Here is a 19,468-nt window from a genome sequence, read left to right as displayed (position 1 = left end):
ACGTAAAAATCCCTACTCTCGCAAGCAGGGATTCGTATTCGTATTTAATTCTCGCTATAAAATTTCAACGCGGCTTGTGCTGCTTCGCCTTTTGCGATTTTGCCGCCGTGGAATGTGATCGAGGCTTCTAGCGCGTTCAAGGTATGCAGAACGTTCTCTTTGCGGCTACTAAAGCCCATATTTCCGATGCGCCAAATCTTGCCGGCAAGGGAACCGAATGAACTCGCGATTTCGACGCCGTAATGGTGCAGTAATGTTGCACGAACGGCTTCTCCGTCAAGGCCTTCCGGTATATTCACACACGTTACAGTCGGCATTTTACTAGACATATCGCCGAACAGCGTTAAGCCCATGGCGTTCAAACCAGTCATCATCGCTTTTTCATGCTTGCGGTGACGGGCAAAACGGTTTTCTAGGCCTTCTTCGTGCACAATTCTTAAACCTTCACGTAACGCATAAATCATTGATGTCATTTCGGTATGGTGATTGATATGTTTTGGTCCCCAATATTGTTGAATTTGGCTAAGGTCTAGGTAGTTGCTCGAAATGAAGCGGTCATTTCGGACGTCCTTTGTTAGGCCAAGCTCGACTTGGTAACGGGATGCGAGGATTTTCTCGACTTTTGCGTTGTAGGTTACTGGTGCCATTCCGGTTGGGACGCTGAGGCATTTCTGCGTGCCAGCAACGGCGATATCTACTCCCCACGCATCAGTTTGGAAGTCAGCACCGGTGAATGTTGCGACCGCATCAACCATGAATAGGACGTCGTTTTCCTTACAGAATAAGCCGATTTCCTTCAAGTCTTGCATTTGGCCCGTGGATGTTTCGCCGTGAACCATGATAAGCATTTTTGGGTTGTACGCTTTAATTTCGTCGATAACTGTTTTCGGGTCAAAAATAGTGCCCCATTCTTGCTCGACAATCTTGACTTGCGCGCCTGCACGTTGCGCGAGTTCTGCCATTAAAAAGCCGAAACGACCAAATGACGGTACGAGTACTTTGTCGCCTGGTTCAATGATTCCACAAACGGCTGCTTCAAGTCCTGCGCGAGCTGTGCCATCAACGGCTAACGCCCATTCATTTTCTGTTTGAAATGGCATTTTTAAAAGGTTGGTTACGTCGTTCATCATGGCGAAGAATTCTGGATCATATTGCCCTAGAATCGGTGTGCTCATTGCTCTTAATACGCGTGGTTCGGCCTCTACTGGGCCTGGAGTCATGATTGTTCGGATCGATGCTTGTAGTTCTTTTACCATATTATGTTCCTCCTTCGTTATTAAAAAAGAGCGGTTGGTCGTTTATGTACATTTATTCACAACATTACTTGGGAATTCATCATACACTCTCCATGGACCGACCGCCACAATAGCTATGCTTCTGCCTTTATTTTAAGATAATTCTAAACGGGAAACATTAGCCAACTAGCACGAAAAGGATATCCTGTTTTGTTCATAGTAAACAATATTTTCTAACGACAAACGGAGCACTTCTATAGTACAATTGAGAGGACTAAACTTTGGTGTGGTCCGATGCTTGTTCGTCCTGCCAATGGAAGGGGTTTTTACAATGACAACGATGTCCGAACTGCTACTAACGCCAAGGTTTTCTAATATTGAAGTGATAAATGCGGAGGCCGATTTGGAGAATATGGTCGATACGATTGAGATTTCGGAGACGCCTGATATTGTTGCTTACTTGCCTAAAAATACATTTTTGCTTACAACTGCGATGGCTTTTCAGAATGATCCGGAAGCGCTTTGTAAATTGATTGAAGATTTGCATCGTTTGCCGGCTGCTGGGCTCGGGATTAAGTTGGGGCGTTTTATTGATAAATTGGATCCGATGGTGATTGAGACCGCGAACCGGTTGAAGTTTCCGATTTTGCGGATTCCGCTTACGGTGACGCTGGGCACGATTTCGCACCAGTTGTTGTCTTATATTTGGGATCATCAGACGGAGAAGTTTCATTATGCGATTGATATTCAGCAGAAGTTTTCGAAAATGATGATTAAGGGCGCGTCGCTACAGTCTTTGATTCAGAATTTAGGTGGTATTTTGAAGCGGCCGGTGGTGTTGATTAACCCGTTTTTGGAGGTTGTGGCGAGTACGCAGCATTTTAAACAGCCTAGTTACGCGACGACACTAGATGATATTCATGCGAAATTGAAAAAGACGCCGGAGCTTTCAAGTGAAATGACGTTTTTGCTGGAAGATGATACGTTGTTGATTTCGGTTTTCCCAGTGAAAGTGACGACGTACTATCCGTATTTTCTGGTGATTTTGAAAGCGGATCAGATTCCGTATCCGTTCTCGCAGCTCGCGATTGAGCAGGCGAACACGATTATTTCGTTTACGATTTATAAGAATCAGAAATTGGCGGAAGGTAACCGAACGTTGCGTGGGAAATTTTTCACGAAGTTGTTGCAAAAGGGCGAGGATGACGCGGAATATACGCGAAACTTGCTGGATTATGGGAAGGGTTATGGTTTGTTGCCGTCGGATTATTATCGGTGCTTGGTGGCGGGGATTGATGAGAGTTCGATGGCGCTGAAGAATTTGACGTTGCAGGAAGAGATTTATTCGCTGACGTATGAGTGGTTGGAGCGGGAATTGCATCGGAATTTTGAGAATGCGTTGATATTTCCGCACCCGACGGAGGATAAGTTTATTATTTTGCTGCAGCAGCATGAGGCGGATTTGAAAGAGCGGTTGGTTGCGATTCAGACGGCGCTTGATCGGTTGTTCCCGATTTCGATTTCGTTTGCGGCGGGTAACGAGGTGTATGAGACGGCTTCGATTCATTATTCTTACATGGAGGCTGTGGATACGTATCGGCAAAGTGAGAAGGATCACTATCACTCGTTTGTGCATTTTTATGAGTCGAAGGGGATTATGGAGTTGATGCAGTTTATTCCGGTGGAGCAGATTCAGCATTTTTGTTTGTTCACGTTGAAGACGCTGGCCTACCCGCAAAATGAGATGCATCAGGAGTTGCGGCGGACATTACAGGTGTATTTGAGTTGTCAATGCGAGATTACGGAGACGGCGAAACAGTTGTATATTCATCGGAATACGGTGAAGTACAGGATTGCGAAATGTGCGGCGCTGCTCGATCATCCGATTACGCATGCGGATTTTTCGCTGAAGTTGCGGTTGGCGTTATTGTTGTCGGACAAAAAAGGTTGAGCTAGGATTTCTAGCTCAACCTTTTTTTAGAACTGTTGAAACTGATCAACTGGCATGACAAACACTGTCGCACCGCCAACTTGGACTTCAATCGGGTACGGCACATACGTGTCTACCGTTACGCCAAGCGATGCCGCTGGGCTCATGATTTGTTCGCGAGCCTTGCAGTTGTTTTTAATGATTTCAAGCGCGGTATCGACTTGTTCGTCTTCCACACCTATGATAAAAGTCGTGTTTCCTGCTTTTAGAAAGCCACCTGTTGATGCTAATTTCGTGGCACGGAAATTGGCATCCGTTAACGCGTCGGATAGGCGGTTGCTGTCCTGATCTTGAACAATCGCAAAAATAAGTTTCATCATTTTCCATCCCCTTACAATGTTTTTCTTTATTATATCAGAAATTTGGCGAAAGCTTTACTAATAAAACCTCGTGGCGGGCGGGGCTCATCTCGATATGTAACAAGAGATGTCAGCCCAATCTCGCTTGGATTCGTTCGAAAATATCTGTGACGATTTCGTCGATACTTCTTGTCGCATCAATGATTTCAATCCGTTCTGGGAACATGTCGCGCACAGTTTCATAACCTGACTGCACTTTGTTGTGGAATGTCACGTCTTCCATGTCGAGGCGGTTGACTTCGCGGCCTTTATTCGCAGCGATTCTTGCCAAGCCAACGTCTGCTGGAACGTCTAAATAATACGTCACATCTGGCATCGTTGTTTCAACGGCAAATTGATTGATTTTCAAAACTTCGTCGATCCCGATATCGCGTCCAACGCCTTGATAGGCAAGCGAACTATCGATGAATCGGTCACACAGGACTAGTTTTCCTTCGGCGAGGGCTGGGCGGATAAGCTCCACGACGTGTTGGCGTCTCGCACCGGCAATCAACAAGGCTTCGGTTTTTGCGTCCATTCTGCTGTCGAGATCGTTCAGGAAAATTTCCCGTACGACATCAGAAATCTTGCTACCTCCTGGTTCTCTCGTTTTGACAAATTGGATTCCTGCTGCTTCTAAACGCTCTGCTAGACGCGCGCCGACCGTTGTTTTCCCTGATCCATCTGGACCTTCTAACGTGATAAAAATACCGTTCATTTTTTGTTACCATCCTTATTCGTTTTCTTAGTTCTAAGCATACCATGAACTGGCGCAAAACGCTTATATTTATATGAAAATTTTCATTTGGTTTTGGTGAAGTTTTTCACCGCCTTGGTAGTGATGTTTTTGGACTGATAAAAGTATTTCGATGTGTGTCGCTGTTATTATCTCACCAGCTAAAATAACTGGAATTCCTGGTGGGTATGGAATAACCATTTCTGCTGCTGTTTTGCCGATTGTATTTTCAAGTGTTTCGAAACAGGTTGAGTGAGTTGTATCGCGAGCTAAAATTTTTGTGATTTTTGGGATTGTCATTGAGATTGGCTCAGATAATTTGCCAAAATCTGCGGCATTCCAATTTAATTGAGCTGTAGGGGCCTGGAATTCCATGCCTTCTTTGATTAGAGGTAATGTTAGTAACACATTATTAGCGTCCGCGAGTTCTGGATAGTAGCCTGCCTGTTCGAATATTGTTTGGAGGTCGAAACCTGATAAGCCGTCTTTACAAACGCTGAGCTTTAGTGGATCGTCAGGTGTGATGACAGTGAGGTTATTTTGCCGAAGCCACGCTATCCAATCTGCGCGAATTTTTAGGAATGCTTTTGTGTCCTGTTCATTGTAGTTTGCCACATAATGACGCGCATAATCGAGTGATGCCATGATTAAATAGGAAGGGCTGCTCGATTGCAACATTTGTAGATAGCGCGGAATCTCGGCTAATTCTTCGCGCCATTTTGGTATATGTAAATAAGATCCCATCGTCAGCGCAGGTAGGGTTTTATGCGCAGAATGCACGACAACATCCGCGCTGAGTTCTATGGATGATACTGGAAATAATGAGGCGTCTGCTTGAAAATGAGCACCGTGCGCTTCGTCAACAAGTACGAGTGCACCGAATTCTCGACAGGTCGCGATACAGGTCGCTAGGTCAAAGTCAAAACCGTAGTAGCTTGGATAGGTGAATATGACGGCGCGAATCGTTTCCATTTGTAAGGCTTCGCGCAATATCGAAGCTTCAACACCATTCGCCGTACCTGTCTGCGGTTCCTTTCGTGTCGCCAAATAAATCGTGTGGACACCCACCAAATCTAACGCATGCATCACTGATTTGTGGCAATCCCGCGACACTATCACCGTATCCCCACGCTTGCAAGTTCCCAGAATCATCGCCAAATTCCCGACGGTTGATCCGTTCACCAACATGTAACTGCGATCTGTATTGTAGCATTTGGCGAGTAATTGCTGCGCCTCAAGTATCGCACCTTCTGGGTGATGCAAATCGTCTAATCCCGAAATTTCTGTGAGATCATGACGCAAAACTTCGCGATATTTCCCGGGAAATAATAGCCCATTTTTATGTCCTGGCACGTGTAGGGATGTTGCCCCCTCGTGATTTTTTAAAGCCTCCACAATCGGCATCTTGTTTTGCATCGAAAACCCTCCAATCTTATCTCATCTATTGTATCATAAACGTTTAATCTCCCACCATCAGGGAAATTTACATAGTAGGAACTAAAAGCAAGGAGGAGACAGCAAAAATGAAAAAGATTCTAAATGCAGTCGATCAAGCCGTGGAACAAATGGTGGAAGGCCTCGTTAAAACGCACAGCGATCTTGTTTACCGCGTGGAAGGCACGCGTGTCATTGCTCGTAACGACAAACGTTCTGGAAAAGTTGGGCTGGTCAGCGGTGGCGGTTCTGGTCACGAGCCTGCGCATGCTGGTTATGTTGGTAAAGGGATGCTTAGCGCGGCGGTTTGTGGAGACGTTTTCACATCGCCTACGCCGGATCAAATTTTGGAAGGAATCAAAGTCGCGGATCAAGGAACAGGTGTGCTACTCATCGTGAAAAATTATACGGGTGACGTGATGAATTTTGAAATGGCGGCGGAACTCGCGGAGGCAGAAGGGATTAACGTGGCGTCTGTCCTCGTCAATGATGATATCGCGGTGGAAGATAGCTCGTTTACGACTGGTCAGCGCGGCGTTGCAGGGACGGTATTTGTCCATAAAATTGTAGGCGCGGCCGCGGAGGCTGGTGCCTCACTCGAAGAACTCCAAGCCCTCGGTGAAAAAGTCGTGGCTTCCGTCAAATCGATTGGCGCAGCCTTGTCAGCTGGGACGGTTCCCGAGGTGGGACATCGCGGTTTCGAACTTCCCGAAGACGAGATTGAAGTCGGCGTTGGGATTCACGGTGAGCCTGGATCTAGTCGCGAAAAGGTGATGACCTCGCATGAACTCGCGAATTTGCTTTTTGCTCGGATTAACGCGGAACTGATTCTTGGCACGAATGACAAAATCGTTGTTCTCGTCAACGGCATGGGCGCGACGCCACTCATGGAGCAATATATTTTCGCCAATGATGTGCACAAAATCATCGCAGCTCACGGGATTCCTGTTGCTAAAACGCTCGTTGGTGACTTTATGACATCGCTTGATATGAACGGCGTCTCCTTGACAATTTTGAAATTAGCGGATGAAAAATGGCTCGATTTAGTGAACTATCCTGTCGTAACTAGCGCGTGGAAATAGGAGGGATTGCAATGACTTATAATCTAAAATGGGCGATTGGGTGGCTGACGGATTTCAGCGATCGTGTCATCCAAAACAAGCAGTTGCTCAGCGATTTGGATCAAGCGATTGGCGATGGTGACCACGGGATTAACATGGCGCGTGGCCTCACGGAACTGAAAAAAACGCTGGCGGAGAAAGAGCCGACAAACGTAAAAGAAGCATTCAAAACGGCTGGCATGACGATACTTAGTAAGGTTGGTGGCGCTTCTGGACCGCTGTATGGCAGTGCTTTTCTCGCGATGAGTAAAGCGACCGAAGCGGGCACGTTGACCGAGGCCGAATTGATTGAGGCGCTAGAAGCTGGGCTGGACGGGATTGAGCACCGCGGCAAGTCGCATGCTGGTGAAAAAACGATGATTGATGTTTGGGAACCGGTTATCCACGCCCTGCGCCAAGACGAATTGACTGGTGATGTCATTGAGGCCTCGCTCCAAAAAACGAAAGATCTGAAAGCTACGAAAGGCCGTGCCGCTTATCTTGGCGATCGTTCCATTGGCCATCTTGATCCAGGCGCTTACTCTTCTGCACTACTTTTCCAAGCCTTACTCGCACAGGAGGAGCTGAAATAGATGACAAAAAAATACGGTATTGTGATTATCTCCCATTCTGCAGATGTCGCGTATGGCATTCATCAAATCATTCAGGAAGTCGCGCGTGACGTTGCGATTACACACGCTGGTGGAACGGATGACGGCGAAATCGGCACGAGTTTTGAGAAAGTAAGTACAGCTTTTGAGACCAATGAAGCGGATTACCTCTATGCTTTCTATGATCTCGGCAGCGCAAAAATGAACATCGAAACGATTATGGAAATCTCGGATAAGGAAATCCTCCTGTTCGATGTCCCTATCTTGGAAGGCGCTTATGTCACTGCGGCCCAGCTTCAAATGGACGAAAATATCGATGTGATTAATAAAAACTTAGAAACGATTATTATGAAATGAAAAAATGCCTCGCGTGATAATCACGCGAGGCATTTTTTCGTTCACCAACTGGCTTTTTTCACGCCAGGAATTTGTCCTTTATGTGCGAGTTCTCGAAATGTAATCCGAGACATTGCGAATTTGCGCATATAAGCTCGTGGTCTGCCATCAACTAGATCACGATTTTTATAACGAATCGGATTTGAGTCTTTCGGCAATTTATTCAGAGCTTCTATGTCACCGCTTGCCTTTAATTCACGTCTTAAGTCAGCATATTGCGCGATTAATTGACGTTGTTTCGCCGCTTTTGCTATTTTAGATTTTTTAGCCATATATTTCCTCCTTTGATAATAGTAATCATTACGATTTAACAAGTATACTCTTACTCGCTACATAAATCAAGTTTTTCAATTTTAGTAGCTCGGAGCCAAGCTCTCAAAAAAAGGCTACTACTCTGCTTTTAATTGATCTAAAAACTTAGTCGCTGCAATAGACATCGCCTGATTCTTTTTCCAAATCATGCTTAATGACGCATCCAATTTCGGTTGAAGTGGAACAAAACTCAAATTACTTTCCGTTGTATTAATGATTCCATCGATACACAGAGCACAACCAACGCCTTGCTCCACCATCAAGGAGGCATTATATAACAAATTATAGCTACCCACAATATCTAGTTGATCCAGATTGTTTCCAAGCCATTCAGAAATTTGATTGCTTACCAAACTTTGCTGGGAAACGAACAACGGGACTCCTACTAAATCAGCTGGCATAATCGTTTCCTTTTCAGCTAAGAAATGATCACATCTAACGAGCAACCCCCACCTATCTTTCTGTGGCAAATTGATATACGCATATTTTTGTTTATTAGTCGGATTAACAACCACTCCAAAATCTAACAAACCAGCATCTAATTTTCCCATAATATCATCTGCATTGCCGCTATACAAATTCACCTTTACTTCAGGATACGCATCCATCATCTGTTTCATCGTTTTGGCAATCAGCGACATCGCCTTAGTCTCTCCGCCTCCAACATGAATTTCTCCAGCGACAACCTCATCCTTCCTTAAATTCATGGTCGTCTTTTCAACTAAAGTCAGTATCTCATTGCCCTTGCTTAATAAAAATAGGCCCTCTTCTGTTAGGCTGATTTCACGATTCCCTCTCTCAAAAAGTATAACACCTAGCTCTTCCTCTAACTCTTTTAATTGCTTAGACAATGTTGGTTGAGAGAGGTGTAAACTTTTGGCCGCTTTGCTAATATTTCTTTCTCTGGCTACTGCTAAAAAATAGTTCAATACTCGAAGTTCCATAAAACCTCCTATAATAATTAGTTATATTTGATTATAGTTTATAGGTATTAGACATATATATAATACTACCGTAAACTGAAGATGACAAATAGTTAGGAGGGATTGTTTTGGCAGACACATTAAGAAATCGAATCAGTAATCGAGAAATAATGGTATCTGATCCGATTTTTGAAGAAATTCATCACTTGCAGGAAGAGAATGAAGAAAGGTTAGTTCATTTAAACCATGCCTTCCATTCCAAGCAAGAGAGGAATCAAATTTTATCCGACATTATAGGCGCAAAAATAGACGATACAGTCACGGTACTTCTTCCCTTTCATACCGATTTTGGAAAGCACATTACACTCGGAAAACATGTTTTTATTAATAGGAACGCGATGTTCGTTGATTTAGGAGGCATTACGCTCGACGACCACGTTTTAATTGGGCCTCGAGTAAATCTGATTACAGTCAATCACTTACTAGAACCTACAAATCGTAGAGGGCTATTCACAAAACCCATTCATATTAAGAAAAATGCTTGGATTGGAGCAGCGGCGACCATATTGCCTGGTGTCACGATTGGCGAGAATTCTGTTGTCGGAGCAGGCTCTCTTGTCACCAAAGACGTCCCAGATAATGTCATTGTCGTTGGATCACCTGCAAAAATCACAAAGAAGATTGAAAGCTAATAAATCCGCACCATGTAAAAAAATAGGCAGGACTGTAACTAGCACTTACAGCCTTGCCTATTTTGGGATGAGACTCTATAAATAAGCTGCACACAAAAAGACTTATTTATAAAGTCCACTCTATTTTACCTCATTTTTGTGATTCCGTCAAAATTTTGTCAGAAAATACTTTTTTATTTGAGTTAACTATTATTATAGTCTGAACAACTTTGTTTTTAGTCTTTTCCCAAGAATTGCTTAACTTCCCTGTCGACACCAATATTAGCATGGAGCCAACTGTGCTGCGCGAATCGCCCGGTGAACAGAACTTCTTCGTAATCGTTATTACTAAATAAGAATGCCGCACTCTTCGCACTATCAACGGCGACCGGCCCATCGCTCCGACTGCCGTCATCCAAATCCCCAACGATATTCAAGACTTGTAAATCGTGCGGAATCTTATCTTTACGCTTCATCATTTCTTGAAAATAAGCAGACTCTTTTTTCGGTCCATTAGCAGCTAAATCATACGGTGTTTTGCCATCGCTTGACACAGCGGAGCCATTGAATGGTGTTCCAATCGCAGTGAATTTGTCCACTTTTGGATAGCTGTCTGACTGATAATTATACTTTTGCAAGAAGTTAACGAACGTCAAACCACCGTAGGAATGCGCAATGATATCCACTTTTTTAATGCCATAATCATTTTTTAGCGTGTCCATCGCCTTGGAAAACCAAGTCGCATTATTAGGTATAATTGATCGCGGATTTTCAAAATTCACACGAATCATCGGCCGCTTCATACCTTTATCGTAGACGCCCGAAGCCTCAATATCGCCATTTTCACGAACGAGTAAAGTCAACGAACGCGTCGCAAAATTGGCCGTACTATACCGAACCGTCGTTGTGAAAAACGTCCAATTGGAGCCATCAAACCCGTGAATAAACACAATCGGCTCATCATCCAAACTCTCTGCTGAACTGGAAATATTCAAGGCTTGCTTCACGCGGAAACCTAGCGGATCAAACAGCGTCGTTCGAAAACTCATAAACAAAAGCACCACGACAAGCACTATTACTCCAATCATCATACTCCGTTTTTTCTTCACTTTCCACACTCCATTAACCACAAAACTAGAGACCACAACCATGATCTCTAGTCCTATTTTATTTCGGCGAGTTTCTTAAGTTACGATGTCTAGCTTCACGAAAAAGATAAAAATATTTGGCTTCTGCTTTCTTTAATTCATATTCTGTTTCCGAGTTGTAGCCAAAACTTTTACGCGCAATGTCTCGATGTTGATTCCATTTCTCTTGGGTAACCTCGATTAATTCTACTAAATACGCGTCATATGATTGATGCATTTTCCCTATCTTTTGTTTCTTTTTACGTGGAGATTTCGCATTTTTGTCGCTTCTTGTTTCCATTTTCGCTCACCTCGTTTTTAAATTTCGCGTCGTCCCTCTAATGCTTTGGATAGCGTCACTTCATCAGCATACTCTAAATCGCCGCCAACCGGGAGTCCGTGCGCAATTCGCGTCACTTTTATGCCCGATGGTTTCAGCAATCTTGAAATATACATCGCTGTCGCCTCGCCCTCCACATTCGGATTCGTCGCCAAAACTACTTCTTGAATTGTGTCATCCTGCAAGCGTTTCAGCAAATCAGGGATATTAATATCTTCTGGACCAATCCCGTCCATCGGTGAAATCGTCCCGTGAAGCACATGGTACAAGCCGCGGAAATCACGCATTTTTTCCATCGCAATCACGTCTTTTGCCTCTTGAACAACACAGATAATACTGCGATCGCGCGACGTATCCGCACAAATATAACACGGATCTTTGTCCGTAATATGGCCGCAAACGGAGCAAAAACTCAAATTACGTTTCGCATCCACAAGTGCCTTCGCAAAATCAAGCACATCTTCTTCTTTCATGTCCAACGTAAAAAAAGCCAGCCGCGCCGCGGTTTTCGGTCCGATCCCTGGCAATTTCATAAAGCTGTCCATCAGTTTAGTTATCGGCTCCGGATAATGCATAAAATCCTCCTTGCTCTTAATCTCTTGGGTAGACATCTAAATTCTGCTCCCAACAAATCGAGCGAAAGCGTTTGTATTCAGCAGATTCGGTGGAATCCGGAAGCGGAGCGTACTGGTGTACGTGAGAACCGGAAGTCCGCCTAATCTGCTGAATGCGAGCGCTTGTCGCCGATTTACATTGTGTAGAATCTATCCAGAATTACATCCCTGGTAGGTTCATACCTTGCGTGAATTTGCCCATTGTGGATGCGGTTGTGTCTTCTACTTGTTTTAGTGCGTCGTTTGTTGCTGCTAAAATTAGGTCTTGTAGCATTTCGATGTCTTCTGGGTCTACTACTTCTTCTTTTACGATGACGTCTGTTACAAGGCGTTTTCCTGTCATTTCAACGGTTACCATGCCGCCGCCTGCTGTTCCTGTGAAGCTTCTTTCTTCCAGTTCTGCTTGTGCTTTTGCCATTTCTTTTTGCATTTTTTGCATTTGTTTCATCATACCTTGCATATTTCCCATTCCACGCATTATTAAATCTCCTCTTTCTTATCTTAGTTTTTTATTCTTTAATTTCAAGTAAACCTTCTCCAACTAGTTTCGCAGCTTCACTGATAATAGGATCTTCCGCCGGTTCTGATGGTTTTTCGCCGCCGTCTTCTGATTCGGTGTTGTCCGCATTTTTCAGGAAGTTCTCGCGGATTTCGCCCCACTGATCTTCGGGAATGCCGATGAAGCTATAGTTATTCTTCGTCAGCCGCGAAATGCCGTTCGTTACTGTTTCTACAAAATTGGGATTATCCATCGCCATTTGACAATGAATCTCATGCTTAAATTTTAACACAAAAGTGTCGTTAGAGGCAGCTACGGGCTCTGCTTCGTTTAAAAGTGCGGCTTGTGAGGCCATCAGCATCGAAATCAGGTCGCTCCAGCAACTGCGAATGAGTTGCAAATCTTGTTTTTTCGCAGCGCTTAGTACGGAATTGATTCGCCCGACTGGTGCTTTGAATTGTTTGTTTCCCGAGATGGCTTGCTTCTTGCGCGGTGCGGCAGATTGGGCGTTTGTTCCATTCCCTGCCGTTGCGCCATTCGCGATTTGACGTTTTAAATCGTTCAGCTCTTGCTCTAAACGGTCGACTTTGTTCACGAGTTCGGCAACATCTTGACTCGGCGCAGCCGCTACATTCGGTGTGGTAGCTGCAACTGGTGCTCCTCCGCCAACTTGAATCAACTGCACAAGCGCAACTTCGATGTAGATTCCTGGATGATTAGAAAATCGCATTTGTTGACCAGCGTCGTTTAAAATCGTCACGTATTGGTATATTTTGTTCGCATCGGCAGACGTCGCCAATGTTTGGAACGCTTCATCGATAACTGCGCGCTCCATAGCATCTGTTAAATCTGGCGCCTTTTGGAATAGCAATACATCGCGGAAAAATACGAGCAAATCTTCTACTAAGCGAACCGGGTCTTTACCTTCTGCGAGTAGTCCGGATAACTTTTCTAATGCCATTTTTGCGTCGGAATTGATTACTGCTTGCACGAGTTCGGTGAGCATGCCTTGCGCTACGGAACCTGTGATTTCGAGTGCGTCGGCAACCGTGACTTCTTGCGTGCCGTACGAAATAACTTGATCGAGCAAACTTAGCGCGTCACGCATCCCGCCTTCTGCTGCGCGGGCCACAATGTCGAGCGCCTTCGCATCATACGCAATTTTTTCCTCTTCTAAAATAAACGCCAAACGCCCAATAATGTCTTGCGTCGTAATCCGTTTGAAATCGAAACGCTGTACCCGCGAAATGATGGTCAGCGGTAACTTATGCGGCTCTGTCGTTGCCAAAATAAAGATGACATGTTTCGGCGGTTCCTCGAGCGTTTTTAAGAGCGCATTGAAAGCCCCCGTCGAAAGCATGTGCACCTCATCGATAATGTACACTTTATACTTCGCGATGGTCGGCGCATACTTCACCTTTTCCCGGATATCACGAATTTCCTCGACACCGTTATTAGACGCCGCATCAATCTCTAGAACATCAGGAATCGAGCCATCCGTCGTACCCGTACAAATCTCACAATCATTGCAAGGCTCGCCATCCACACTATTCGGACAGTTAATCGCCTTCGCAAAAATCTTCGCCGCACTCGTTTTACCCGTTCCACGTGGACCAGAAAACAAGTATGCATGAGACGTCTTATTTTGGACGATAGCATTTTTGAGTGTTCGCGTTACATGTTCTTGCCCGACTACATCTTGAAAACTTTGCGGTCGGAAAACACGGTATAGTGCTTGATATGCCATTCTTACTCCTTTCAGCGAAGCGACAAGTACTCATCTTCGTCGTTAAAGTCTGTGTTCCGATGCTCTTGTACAGTCGTACACTCCGCTCCGGTACTCGCCTTTGCCTAGAATCTGAGCGCTTGTCGCTCCGCTGAAGGTTTGGCGTTTGCAAAGACTAACTTTTAAACAATAAGAACTTTGTCTGCTATCTGCGTATTCTATATTTCCATTATAGCTTATAAAAACCTATTTGATAAGTTCGAGTTAGCCTTCAATTTTCGAGACTAAATCCTTGTGTTGTTGGATTACTAGGGCTTCGATTCCGTCTAGCATTCGGGTGATTCGTTTCTTACGTGTGAATCCTAGCATGCCGCCGACAAGGATGTTATTCCATCGCGCCATCGATGTTTTTGCTTCTACCGTCTCATCATAAATCACTTCACATGTATGCTCTGTGACAGCCTCAATCGTGTAGCTTGTCGTGTGTGTATTTACATGCGTTTTCGTCTGAAATTCATACACTTCGGGCGGCGTACATTTCGTAATAATCATGATGGCTTCCGAACCATTCGCCATTTTGCGCTTGAATTTCAAGCCCTCAAGCTTTTGTACAAGCGGTTTCTTCCCTGTTGCCGCCTTTACATCATGGACAACTGAATTCATAATCGTATCAAAACACTCTTTTTGCGAGATCGCGAGTTTTTTCGTAATTTTCAATGGATTAACGCTCCTTCTTCACTTTATTCCGTGGCAACTTCTTCTCTAAAATTATCCCATTTACGCGCTCCTTTTACAAGCATATAAGGAAAGAAAATGAGATTTGTAGTATAATGGGAGAGAAATGGAGGTCATAGCATGGCACAAAAAGCAGATTTCCCAGACTTCGACAACGGCAAACTGGTGAAGAAAAATGATTATACCATCGTGCTCCCAGGCGATAAAGAAATTATTTTGCCAACGAAAAAGAAGACTGACGATACAAAAGATGAGTCCAAGGATACAGAATAGGAAAATGCCTCGATAGTTAGATTTTTAATCTGCGTATCGAGGTTTTTTTCATGGTATTCATTTTTCAAATAACACATACCTCGATAGCTTGAGTATGCAGAATAACGATTGTACTTCTAGCGTTTTCCCTCGTATAATTTGAAGTGTAGAGAAAATAGTCTTGGAGGTAATACAAATGACTGCAAAAATCACAGAAAATATGAGTTTTAGCCCAGCATTCGAATATATTGACAATGGTATCGAACACGGTGTCCTTAGCCCTTTTGAAACAAAGGAAGTTATCTTGAAAAAAGGCCAACTAATCGCGGAAGGCTTCAAACCACTAACGTGCGATATTAAAATGTTAAAAGATGTACCCGTTAAATTGCGCGACGGTATCACGATTTACACAGATATCTATTTACCAATTACAGAAGAAACAGTCCCAACTCTCATCGCTTGGAGCCCTTATGGAAAAAGCGCCGGAACTGCACCTCGCTACAAAAATCTTTTCAATATGTTAGGTATGGGAAACGCGTGGAATTCAGGTCTAACGAAATTCGAAGCGCCTGATCCAGCTTACTGGTGTGCGCATGGTTACGCCGTTTGTAATCCAGATATGCGCGGTATCGCTCATAGTGAAGGCGACACCACGATGATCGGTTCCCAGGAGGCAGAAGACGGTTATGATTTAATCGAATGGTTAGCCGCTCAATCTTGGTCAAATGGCAAAACAGCCCTTACCGGAACATCGTATCTAGCCTTTTCGCAATGGTATATCGCAGCCGAACAGCCACCGCATTTGACTTGTATCAACCCAACAGAAGGACTTGCGGACGGTTATCGCGATTTAGCTTTTATTGGTGGCATCCCTGATCAAAATTTCATTGAACGCTTGCAAATAAATCACGTCAGCGCTACAGGTGCCAAACGTGAAGACTTAGTAAAAGAAATGCAAGCTTATCCAATGGCCGATGCTGCTATTTGGAAAGATAAAGTGGCGGATGCGAGTAAAATCACTGTTCCGGCTTTCGTTATAGCAAGTTATTCCAACACACTACACACAATGGGTACCTTCCGTTCATGGCGTACACTCGGCTCCACTGAAAAATGGCTTCGTATTCACGACCGTCAAGAATGGCCATATTACTACGATGAAGACAATACAGAAGAATTGCGTCGCTTCTTTGATTACTATTTACTTGGCAAAGATAACGGTTGGACAAATACACCGACTGTGCGCTATTCCCTTCTTGATTTCCATGGTAGTAATGAAACAGATCTACCCGCGGAAACTTTCCCACCTGTAGCTAGCGAAAATAAACGTTACTACATGAATGGTAAATTCCGTGCTTTACAAGAAAATCCTGAACCAGAGGACTTCCCAGTAAAATATGTTGCCAATAGCGTCCCAGGGCGCACGTCTTTCCAAATGACCTTCGACAAAGAAACGCATTTTGTTGGTTATCCGAAAGCAAAACTGTTTATGGAAGTGGACGGCTATGATGATATGGATGTCTTCGTTTGGATTCAAAAAATCGATAAACTTGGTAATGTTTTGAGTGAATTCGTCGTTCCAAATCATGGCGCAGCACTCCAAGATTTCACGCAAGAAGGAGCATCAGCATTACGTTACAAAGGTCCGTGGGGTCGTCTTCGTGCTTCGATGCGTCAACTTGACAGCGAAATAGCAACCGATGAAATTCCAGCCTATCGTTTTGACCGCGTTGAAAAACTCGCGCAAGGAGAAATTGTGGCATTAGATATCGTTTTAAGTCCACTTGGTTTATCTTATGAAGCTTTAGAAACGTTGCGAATTGTTGTCAGTACAAAAGACGAACTTGGATCGGTTATGCCAGGAACACCAGGTTGTACACCAGATAATAAAGGCATTCATATTCTTCATACTGGTGGAGAGTACGCTTCTTACCTTCAATTACCTGTGATGCCCAAATAACTTGTAGATTCAAGGGGTTAACTTTATAATGAAACTACTACCAATATTAGTTTGGAATGGAGTTATTATGAAGTTAACCACCTTGAATTATTTCGTTAAAGTTGCAACGGAGAGTAGTTTTACAAAAGCTTCCGAAAAGCTGTATATTTCGCAACCAACTTTAAGTAGACACATACAAGAATTAGAGGCTGAGCTAGGTGTGGCGCTGTTTATTCGGCGTAGTCACACGATTACATTAACACGTGCCGGTGAACAATTTCTAGCAGAAGTCAACGATATTTTAACACGTGTTGATAAGTTGGCTCATATGTTTGATGAGCAAGAGAGTCCGGATAGAACTGCCCAAATTATAAAAATTGGTTATCTATCCAATTTTAATATGAGTAAAATGTATGAACTGTTGGAGCGTTTTAAAATTAGCCATCCTCATGTTCCATTTTTGATGAAACAAGATACACCGATGAAGCTAGCTGATGGGCTCTTGAGTGGCCAGTATGATTTGGTTTTTAATTTATTAACTTATTTTCAATCTAGTGATACGGTTGAGAAAGCGATATTCCTAGAAAATCATTTACAAATCGCTATGCCAGTCAATCACGCCTTAAGTCATAAGAAAAAGTTGCGTTTTTCAGATTTAAGTCAGGAAACGTTTATTTTACTTGAAAGACAGCAGTCACCAGTTATTGTGGATTATGTGGTCGGACAAGGTCTCAAGAATGGGTTCAATTTGAAGGCGAATTCTTACGTGAAAGATCTTGATGAGGGGCTATCTTTGGTTTCTGTGGGAAAAGGTTCGGCTTTCTTATATTCCGGGATGAATGATGGGACTCTGGAAGACAAGTATCGGATTAAGATTGTTGATTTAGAAAGTGACAGTGAAGATCAAAATATTGTCGCTGCTTTTGATAAAGAGCATGAAACCAGCCTTCTTTTAGATTTATTTACGTTTATACAGAGGGAATTGTAGTTTAAAAAGATATAAAAAATGGTTCTATAATCAATATCGAGGTAAGAATAATCTTCCTCCACATTGATTATAGAACCATTTTCTGCGTCTTACCTTATTCCTCAGCGTTTTCTACGTCTTTCGCGCGGAACATTTGGTTGTAACGCTCTTCATCCTCTTGGTTATCACGCACGACTTTAGCCACTGTAAAAGCAGATGAAATCAAACCGATTGAACCCATGAGATAGTACCCTTTGACCATTAGAGGTTCTTTCAACGTTGCTAGACCAATGATTGTAAGTGCTAGGAACGCCAAGAATGAACCCCACGCTAACATAACAAATGCTGGTGAATTACGATATGCTTTTCTTTTCACACTATCACTCCCTTTTTATTAAGTATACCAAGTTTATAGTAAAAAGGATAGAGAATTTTTACAGGGATTATTAGTTAGCTTTAGGATAGGAAAGTAGTGCGCTGTATTCTTTGGATTCCGCGTCATTAGGATCAATCCAATTCCCAAAAACGCTCATGTTCACGGTCACTTCCCCGCGATCGTAGTGAAAAATATAATACCAATCCGTACTTTGCGGATCATTCGTGTTTTTCTTTTCGCGGATTTCTTTGTTGTCCTTGTCGTAAGTAATGTAGTAATTATTTTCTTCGTGCTTCGGGTTTTCAAGATAGGCTTTCCACTTCGCCATGTCTTTTTTTGTCGTTATAATTCGACCGTAACCGCCGCTTTTAAAATCGTAGCTAAGTTTGCTTATGTCAATGATATCGTCAGTTGGAATGCCGTATGCCGCGATTTTTTCGTTGATCGCCGTGCTCGCCTTCGCTTTGTTGCTTGTGAAAATGATTGCTGGGATGGCGATGATGCAGATGACTGCTAGCGCTACGATTCCCCATGATTTTTTTGTGAACTTCATTGTTTCGACTCCTCGTGTGGTAAATTCGTGATTAACGCTATGATTCATTATAACACAAGATTACATGAAAAAAGCGCCCAAATTAGGACGCTTTTTGCTTTATTGGTAGGCTTCTGTTTCGTTGTTTATTTCTCTAACTCGACTACTCGATATTTCTTAAAGTTAACCACTGTACGTACTGGTGCATTGTGTTCTTTTTGCAAGTCTTCGTCAATCGCTACTATGGCTGAGTTAATTAGCATCTTTTCGATTCGACCGAAGTACAATTTATCTTCACGTTCCCACGTCACGTAATCCTCTATTTCCCCTTGTATTTCGGGGTTCAACTTTGGAGATTTCCGCAGTTCTAGTAAATTCACACCTTGATTTTCTGCTGGCATTTCATTCACCTCTTTTGTCTAGTATAGCCTATATTTGGAGAATTAGATAGGGCTGGGTGTCATAAGTGTGGTGGCAGGCGGTTACTATTCTGGTTCTATAATAAATGTTGGGGTAGAAATTAATCTGCCTCAACATTTTTTTGTTCTCATTTCAAGACAAAAAAATACACAGTAATATCAACATCCGTTAAGATAAAAGTGACGAAACCCAATCCAA

Annotated in this window: 23 protein-coding genes; 8 read left to right on the top strand and 15 right to left on the bottom strand. The window is 43.4% G+C overall.

What is annotated here, in order from left to right:
* Positions 1 to 44 precede the first annotated feature (44 nt).
* Positions 45 to 1,256 (bottom strand): pyridoxal-phosphate-dependent aminotransferase family protein, encoded by a 1,212-nt coding sequence (locus HPK16_RS11475; RefSeq protein WP_036094648.1) that lies wholly within the window; start codon positions 1,254 to 1,256, stop codon positions 45 to 47.
* 310 nt (positions 1,257 to 1,566) lie between these two features.
* Here HPK16_RS11475 and HPK16_RS11470 point away from each other — a divergent pair, with 310 nt between their 5' ends.
* Positions 1,567 to 3,186, top strand: a complete 1,620-nt coding sequence (locus HPK16_RS11470) for a PucR family transcriptional regulator (RefSeq protein ID WP_181677090.1) — start codon at positions 1,567 to 1,569, stop codon at positions 3,184 to 3,186.
* Between the two features lie 26 nt (positions 3,187 to 3,212).
* Here HPK16_RS11470 and HPK16_RS11465 read toward each other — a convergent pair whose 3' ends face one another.
* The 3 genes from HPK16_RS11465 to HPK16_RS11455 form a co-directional block, all read right to left on the bottom strand.
* On the bottom strand, positions 3,213 to 3,542 hold the full coding sequence (locus HPK16_RS11465) for a cyclic-di-AMP receptor (RefSeq protein WP_181677150.1): 330 nt from the start codon (positions 3,540 to 3,542) through the stop codon (positions 3,213 to 3,215).
* A gap of 112 nt (positions 3,543 to 3,654) precedes the next feature.
* Positions 3,655 to 4,281 carry a dTMP kinase gene (gene tmk / locus HPK16_RS11460; RefSeq protein WP_181677089.1) on the bottom strand — a complete coding sequence of 209 codons (627 nt, stop codon included), beginning with the start codon at positions 4,279 to 4,281 and terminating at the stop codon, positions 3,655 to 3,657.
* Positions 4,282 to 4,350: 69 nt separating this feature from the next.
* A complete protein-coding gene (locus tag HPK16_RS11455; RefSeq protein ID WP_246369401.1) occupies positions 4,351 to 5,715 on the bottom strand; it encodes an aminotransferase class I/II-fold pyridoxal phosphate-dependent enzyme in 1,365 nt (454 codons plus the stop codon).
* A gap of 107 nt (positions 5,716 to 5,822) precedes the next feature.
* Between HPK16_RS11455 and dhaK the strand changes: the two genes are divergently transcribed.
* Genes dhaK through dhaM form a run of 3 tightly spaced genes read left to right on the top strand, consistent with a single transcriptional unit; the run spans position 5,823 to position 7,801 of the window.
* Positions 5,823 to 6,815, top strand: coding sequence for a dihydroxyacetone kinase subunit DhaK (gene dhaK, locus HPK16_RS11450; protein ID WP_181677088.1), 993 nt, complete (start codon positions 5,823 to 5,825; stop codon positions 6,813 to 6,815).
* Positions 6,816 to 6,826: 11 nt separating this feature from the next.
* Positions 6,827 to 7,426 (top strand): dihydroxyacetone kinase subunit DhaL, encoded by a 600-nt coding sequence (gene dhaL / locus HPK16_RS11445; protein ID WP_181677087.1) that lies wholly within the window; start codon positions 6,827 to 6,829, stop codon positions 7,424 to 7,426.
* Positions 7,427 to 7,801, top strand: coding sequence for a dihydroxyacetone kinase phosphoryl donor subunit DhaM (gene dhaM, locus HPK16_RS11440; RefSeq protein ID WP_181677086.1), 375 nt, complete (start codon positions 7,427 to 7,429; stop codon positions 7,799 to 7,801).
* A gap of 41 nt (positions 7,802 to 7,842) precedes the next feature.
* On the opposite strand, the gene rpsN is transcribed toward dhaM, so the two are convergent.
* Together rpsN and HPK16_RS11430 are read right to left on the bottom strand one after the other, a co-directional pair.
* The gene (gene rpsN, locus HPK16_RS11435) at positions 7,843 to 8,112 is read right to left on the bottom strand and encodes a 30S ribosomal protein S14 (RefSeq protein ID WP_181677085.1); all 270 of its coding nucleotides are present in this window, start codon (positions 8,110 to 8,112) and stop codon (positions 7,843 to 7,845) included.
* A gap of 117 nt (positions 8,113 to 8,229) precedes the next feature.
* Entirely contained in the window at positions 8,230 to 9,096 is an 867-nt protein-coding gene (locus HPK16_RS11430; RefSeq protein WP_181677084.1) for a LysR family transcriptional regulator, read from the bottom strand.
* 149 nt (positions 9,097 to 9,245) lie between these two features.
* Here HPK16_RS11430 and HPK16_RS11425 point away from each other — a divergent pair, with 149 nt between their 5' ends.
* Positions 9,246 to 9,767: a sugar O-acetyltransferase gene (locus HPK16_RS11425; protein ID WP_181677148.1), complete on the top strand. Its 522-nt coding sequence runs from the start codon at positions 9,246 to 9,248 to the stop codon at positions 9,765 to 9,767.
* Positions 9,768 to 9,982: 215 nt separating this feature from the next.
* On the opposite strand, the gene HPK16_RS11420 is transcribed toward HPK16_RS11425, so the two are convergent.
* From HPK16_RS11420 to HPK16_RS11395, 6 genes are all read right to left on the bottom strand, one after another.
* Positions 9,983 to 10,855 (bottom strand): alpha/beta hydrolase, encoded by an 873-nt coding sequence (locus HPK16_RS11420; RefSeq protein ID WP_181677083.1) that lies wholly within the window; start codon positions 10,853 to 10,855, stop codon positions 9,983 to 9,985.
* 58 nt (positions 10,856 to 10,913) lie between these two features.
* Positions 10,914 to 11,174 carry a YaaL family protein gene (locus HPK16_RS11415; protein ID WP_181677082.1) on the bottom strand — a complete coding sequence of 87 codons (261 nt, stop codon included), beginning with the start codon at positions 11,172 to 11,174 and terminating at the stop codon, positions 10,914 to 10,916.
* A gap of 17 nt (positions 11,175 to 11,191) precedes the next feature.
* A complete protein-coding gene (gene recR, locus HPK16_RS11410; RefSeq protein ID WP_181677147.1) occupies positions 11,192 to 11,788 on the bottom strand; it encodes a recombination mediator RecR in 597 nt (198 codons plus the stop codon).
* A gap of 199 nt (positions 11,789 to 11,987) precedes the next feature.
* The gene (locus tag HPK16_RS11405; RefSeq protein WP_036067665.1) at positions 11,988 to 12,305 is read right to left on the bottom strand and encodes a YbaB/EbfC family nucleoid-associated protein; all 318 of its coding nucleotides are present in this window, start codon (positions 12,303 to 12,305) and stop codon (positions 11,988 to 11,990) included.
* Positions 12,306 to 12,336: 31 nt separating this feature from the next.
* Entirely contained in the window at positions 12,337 to 14,073 is a 1,737-nt protein-coding gene (gene dnaX / locus HPK16_RS11400) for a DNA polymerase III subunit gamma/tau (protein ID WP_181677081.1), read from the bottom strand.
* Between the two features lie 243 nt (positions 14,074 to 14,316).
* A complete protein-coding gene (locus HPK16_RS11395) occupies positions 14,317 to 14,769 on the bottom strand; it encodes a DUF3284 domain-containing protein (RefSeq protein ID WP_181677080.1) in 453 nt (150 codons plus the stop codon).
* A gap of 138 nt (positions 14,770 to 14,907) precedes the next feature.
* Here HPK16_RS11395 and HPK16_RS11390 point away from each other — a divergent pair, with 138 nt between their 5' ends.
* The 3 genes from HPK16_RS11390 (at position 14,908) to HPK16_RS11380 (ending at position 17,963) form a co-directional block, all read left to right on the top strand.
* The gene (locus HPK16_RS11390) at positions 14,908 to 15,060 is read left to right on the top strand and encodes a hypothetical protein (protein ID WP_181677079.1); all 153 of its coding nucleotides are present in this window, start codon (positions 14,908 to 14,910) and stop codon (positions 15,058 to 15,060) included.
* Positions 15,061 to 15,235: 175 nt separating this feature from the next.
* Positions 15,236 to 16,996, top strand: a complete 1,761-nt coding sequence (locus tag HPK16_RS11385; protein ID WP_181677078.1) for a CocE/NonD family hydrolase — start codon at positions 15,236 to 15,238, stop codon at positions 16,994 to 16,996.
* A 67-nt stretch (positions 16,997 to 17,063) separates the two neighbouring features.
* Positions 17,064 to 17,963: a LysR family transcriptional regulator gene (locus HPK16_RS11380; RefSeq protein WP_181677146.1), complete on the top strand. Its 900-nt coding sequence runs from the start codon at positions 17,064 to 17,066 to the stop codon at positions 17,961 to 17,963.
* Positions 17,964 to 18,057: 94 nt separating this feature from the next.
* Here HPK16_RS11380 and HPK16_RS11375 read toward each other — a convergent pair whose 3' ends face one another.
* The 3 genes from HPK16_RS11375 to HPK16_RS11365 form a co-directional block, all read right to left on the bottom strand.
* Positions 18,058 to 18,318: a YiaA/YiaB family inner membrane protein gene (locus tag HPK16_RS11375; RefSeq protein WP_181677077.1), complete on the bottom strand. Its 261-nt coding sequence runs from the start codon at positions 18,316 to 18,318 to the stop codon at positions 18,058 to 18,060.
* Positions 18,319 to 18,388: 70 nt separating this feature from the next.
* Complete coding sequence (locus tag HPK16_RS11370; RefSeq protein ID WP_181677076.1) at positions 18,389 to 18,871, bottom strand: hypothetical protein; 483 nt, start codon at positions 18,869 to 18,871, stop codon at positions 18,389 to 18,391.
* A 125-nt stretch (positions 18,872 to 18,996) separates the two neighbouring features.
* Positions 18,997 to 19,251 carry a hypothetical protein gene (locus HPK16_RS11365; RefSeq protein WP_181677075.1) on the bottom strand — a complete coding sequence of 85 codons (255 nt, stop codon included), beginning with the start codon at positions 19,249 to 19,251 and terminating at the stop codon, positions 18,997 to 18,999.
* Positions 19,252 to 19,468: the final 217 nt, after the last annotated feature.

The organism is Paenilisteria rustica, assembly GCF_013820765.1.
Lineage (GTDB): Bacteria > Bacillota > Bacilli > Lactobacillales > Listeriaceae > Listeria_A > Listeria_A rustica.
This window is presented reverse-complemented; position numbering and strand designations above follow the sequence as displayed.

Bases quoted from the DNA above. Each gene is read 5' to 3' on its own strand.
- HPK16_RS11475 (WP_036094648.1), bottom strand. From the start codon at position 1,256: ATGGTAAAAGAACTACAAGCATCGATCCGAACAATCATGACTCCAGGC.
- HPK16_RS11470 (WP_181677090.1), top strand. From the start codon at position 1,567: ATGACAACGATGTCCGAACTGCTACTAACGCCAAGGTTTTCTAATATT.
- HPK16_RS11465 (WP_181677150.1), bottom strand. From the start codon at position 3,542: ATGAAACTTATTTTTGCGATTGTTCAAGATCAGGACAGCAACCGCCTA.
- tmk (WP_181677089.1), bottom strand. From the start codon at position 4,281: ATGAACGGTATTTTTATCACGTTAGAAGGTCCAGATGGATCAGGGAAA.
- HPK16_RS11455 (WP_246369401.1), bottom strand. From the start codon at position 5,715: ATGCAAAACAAGATGCCGATTGTGGAGGCTTTAAAAAATCACGAGGGG.
- dhaK (WP_181677088.1), top strand. From the start codon at position 5,823: ATGAAAAAGATTCTAAATGCAGTCGATCAAGCCGTGGAACAAATGGTG.
- dhaL (WP_181677087.1), top strand. From the start codon at position 6,827: ATGACTTATAATCTAAAATGGGCGATTGGGTGGCTGACGGATTTCAGC.
- dhaM (WP_181677086.1), top strand. From the start codon at position 7,427: ATGACAAAAAAATACGGTATTGTGATTATCTCCCATTCTGCAGATGTC.
- rpsN (WP_181677085.1), bottom strand. From the start codon at position 8,112: ATGGCTAAAAAATCTAAAATAGCAAAAGCGGCGAAACAACGTCAATTA.
- HPK16_RS11430 (WP_181677084.1), bottom strand. From the start codon at position 9,096: ATGGAACTTCGAGTATTGAACTATTTTTTAGCAGTAGCCAGAGAAAGA.
- HPK16_RS11425 (WP_181677148.1), top strand. From the start codon at position 9,246: ATGGTATCTGATCCGATTTTTGAAGAAATTCATCACTTGCAGGAAGAG.
- HPK16_RS11415 (WP_181677082.1), bottom strand. From the start codon at position 11,174: ATGGAAACAAGAAGCGACAAAAATGCGAAATCTCCACGTAAAAAGAAA.
- recR (WP_181677147.1), bottom strand. From the start codon at position 11,788: ATGCATTATCCGGAGCCGATAACTAAACTGATGGACAGCTTTATGAAA.
- HPK16_RS11405 (WP_036067665.1), bottom strand. From the start codon at position 12,305: ATGCGTGGAATGGGAAATATGCAAGGTATGATGAAACAAATGCAAAAA.
- dnaX (WP_181677081.1), bottom strand. From the start codon at position 14,073: ATGGCATATCAAGCACTATACCGTGTTTTCCGACCGCAAAGTTTTCAA.
- HPK16_RS11390 (WP_181677079.1), top strand. From the start codon at position 14,908: ATGGCACAAAAAGCAGATTTCCCAGACTTCGACAACGGCAAACTGGTG.
- HPK16_RS11385 (WP_181677078.1), top strand. From the start codon at position 15,236: ATGACTGCAAAAATCACAGAAAATATGAGTTTTAGCCCAGCATTCGAA.
- HPK16_RS11380 (WP_181677146.1), top strand. From the start codon at position 17,064: ATGAAGTTAACCACCTTGAATTATTTCGTTAAAGTTGCAACGGAGAGT.
- HPK16_RS11370 (WP_181677076.1), bottom strand. From the start codon at position 18,871: ATGAAGTTCACAAAAAAATCATGGGGAATCGTAGCGCTAGCAGTCATC.
- HPK16_RS11365 (WP_181677075.1), bottom strand. From the start codon at position 19,251: ATGCCAGCAGAAAATCAAGGTGTGAATTTACTAGAACTGCGGAAATCT.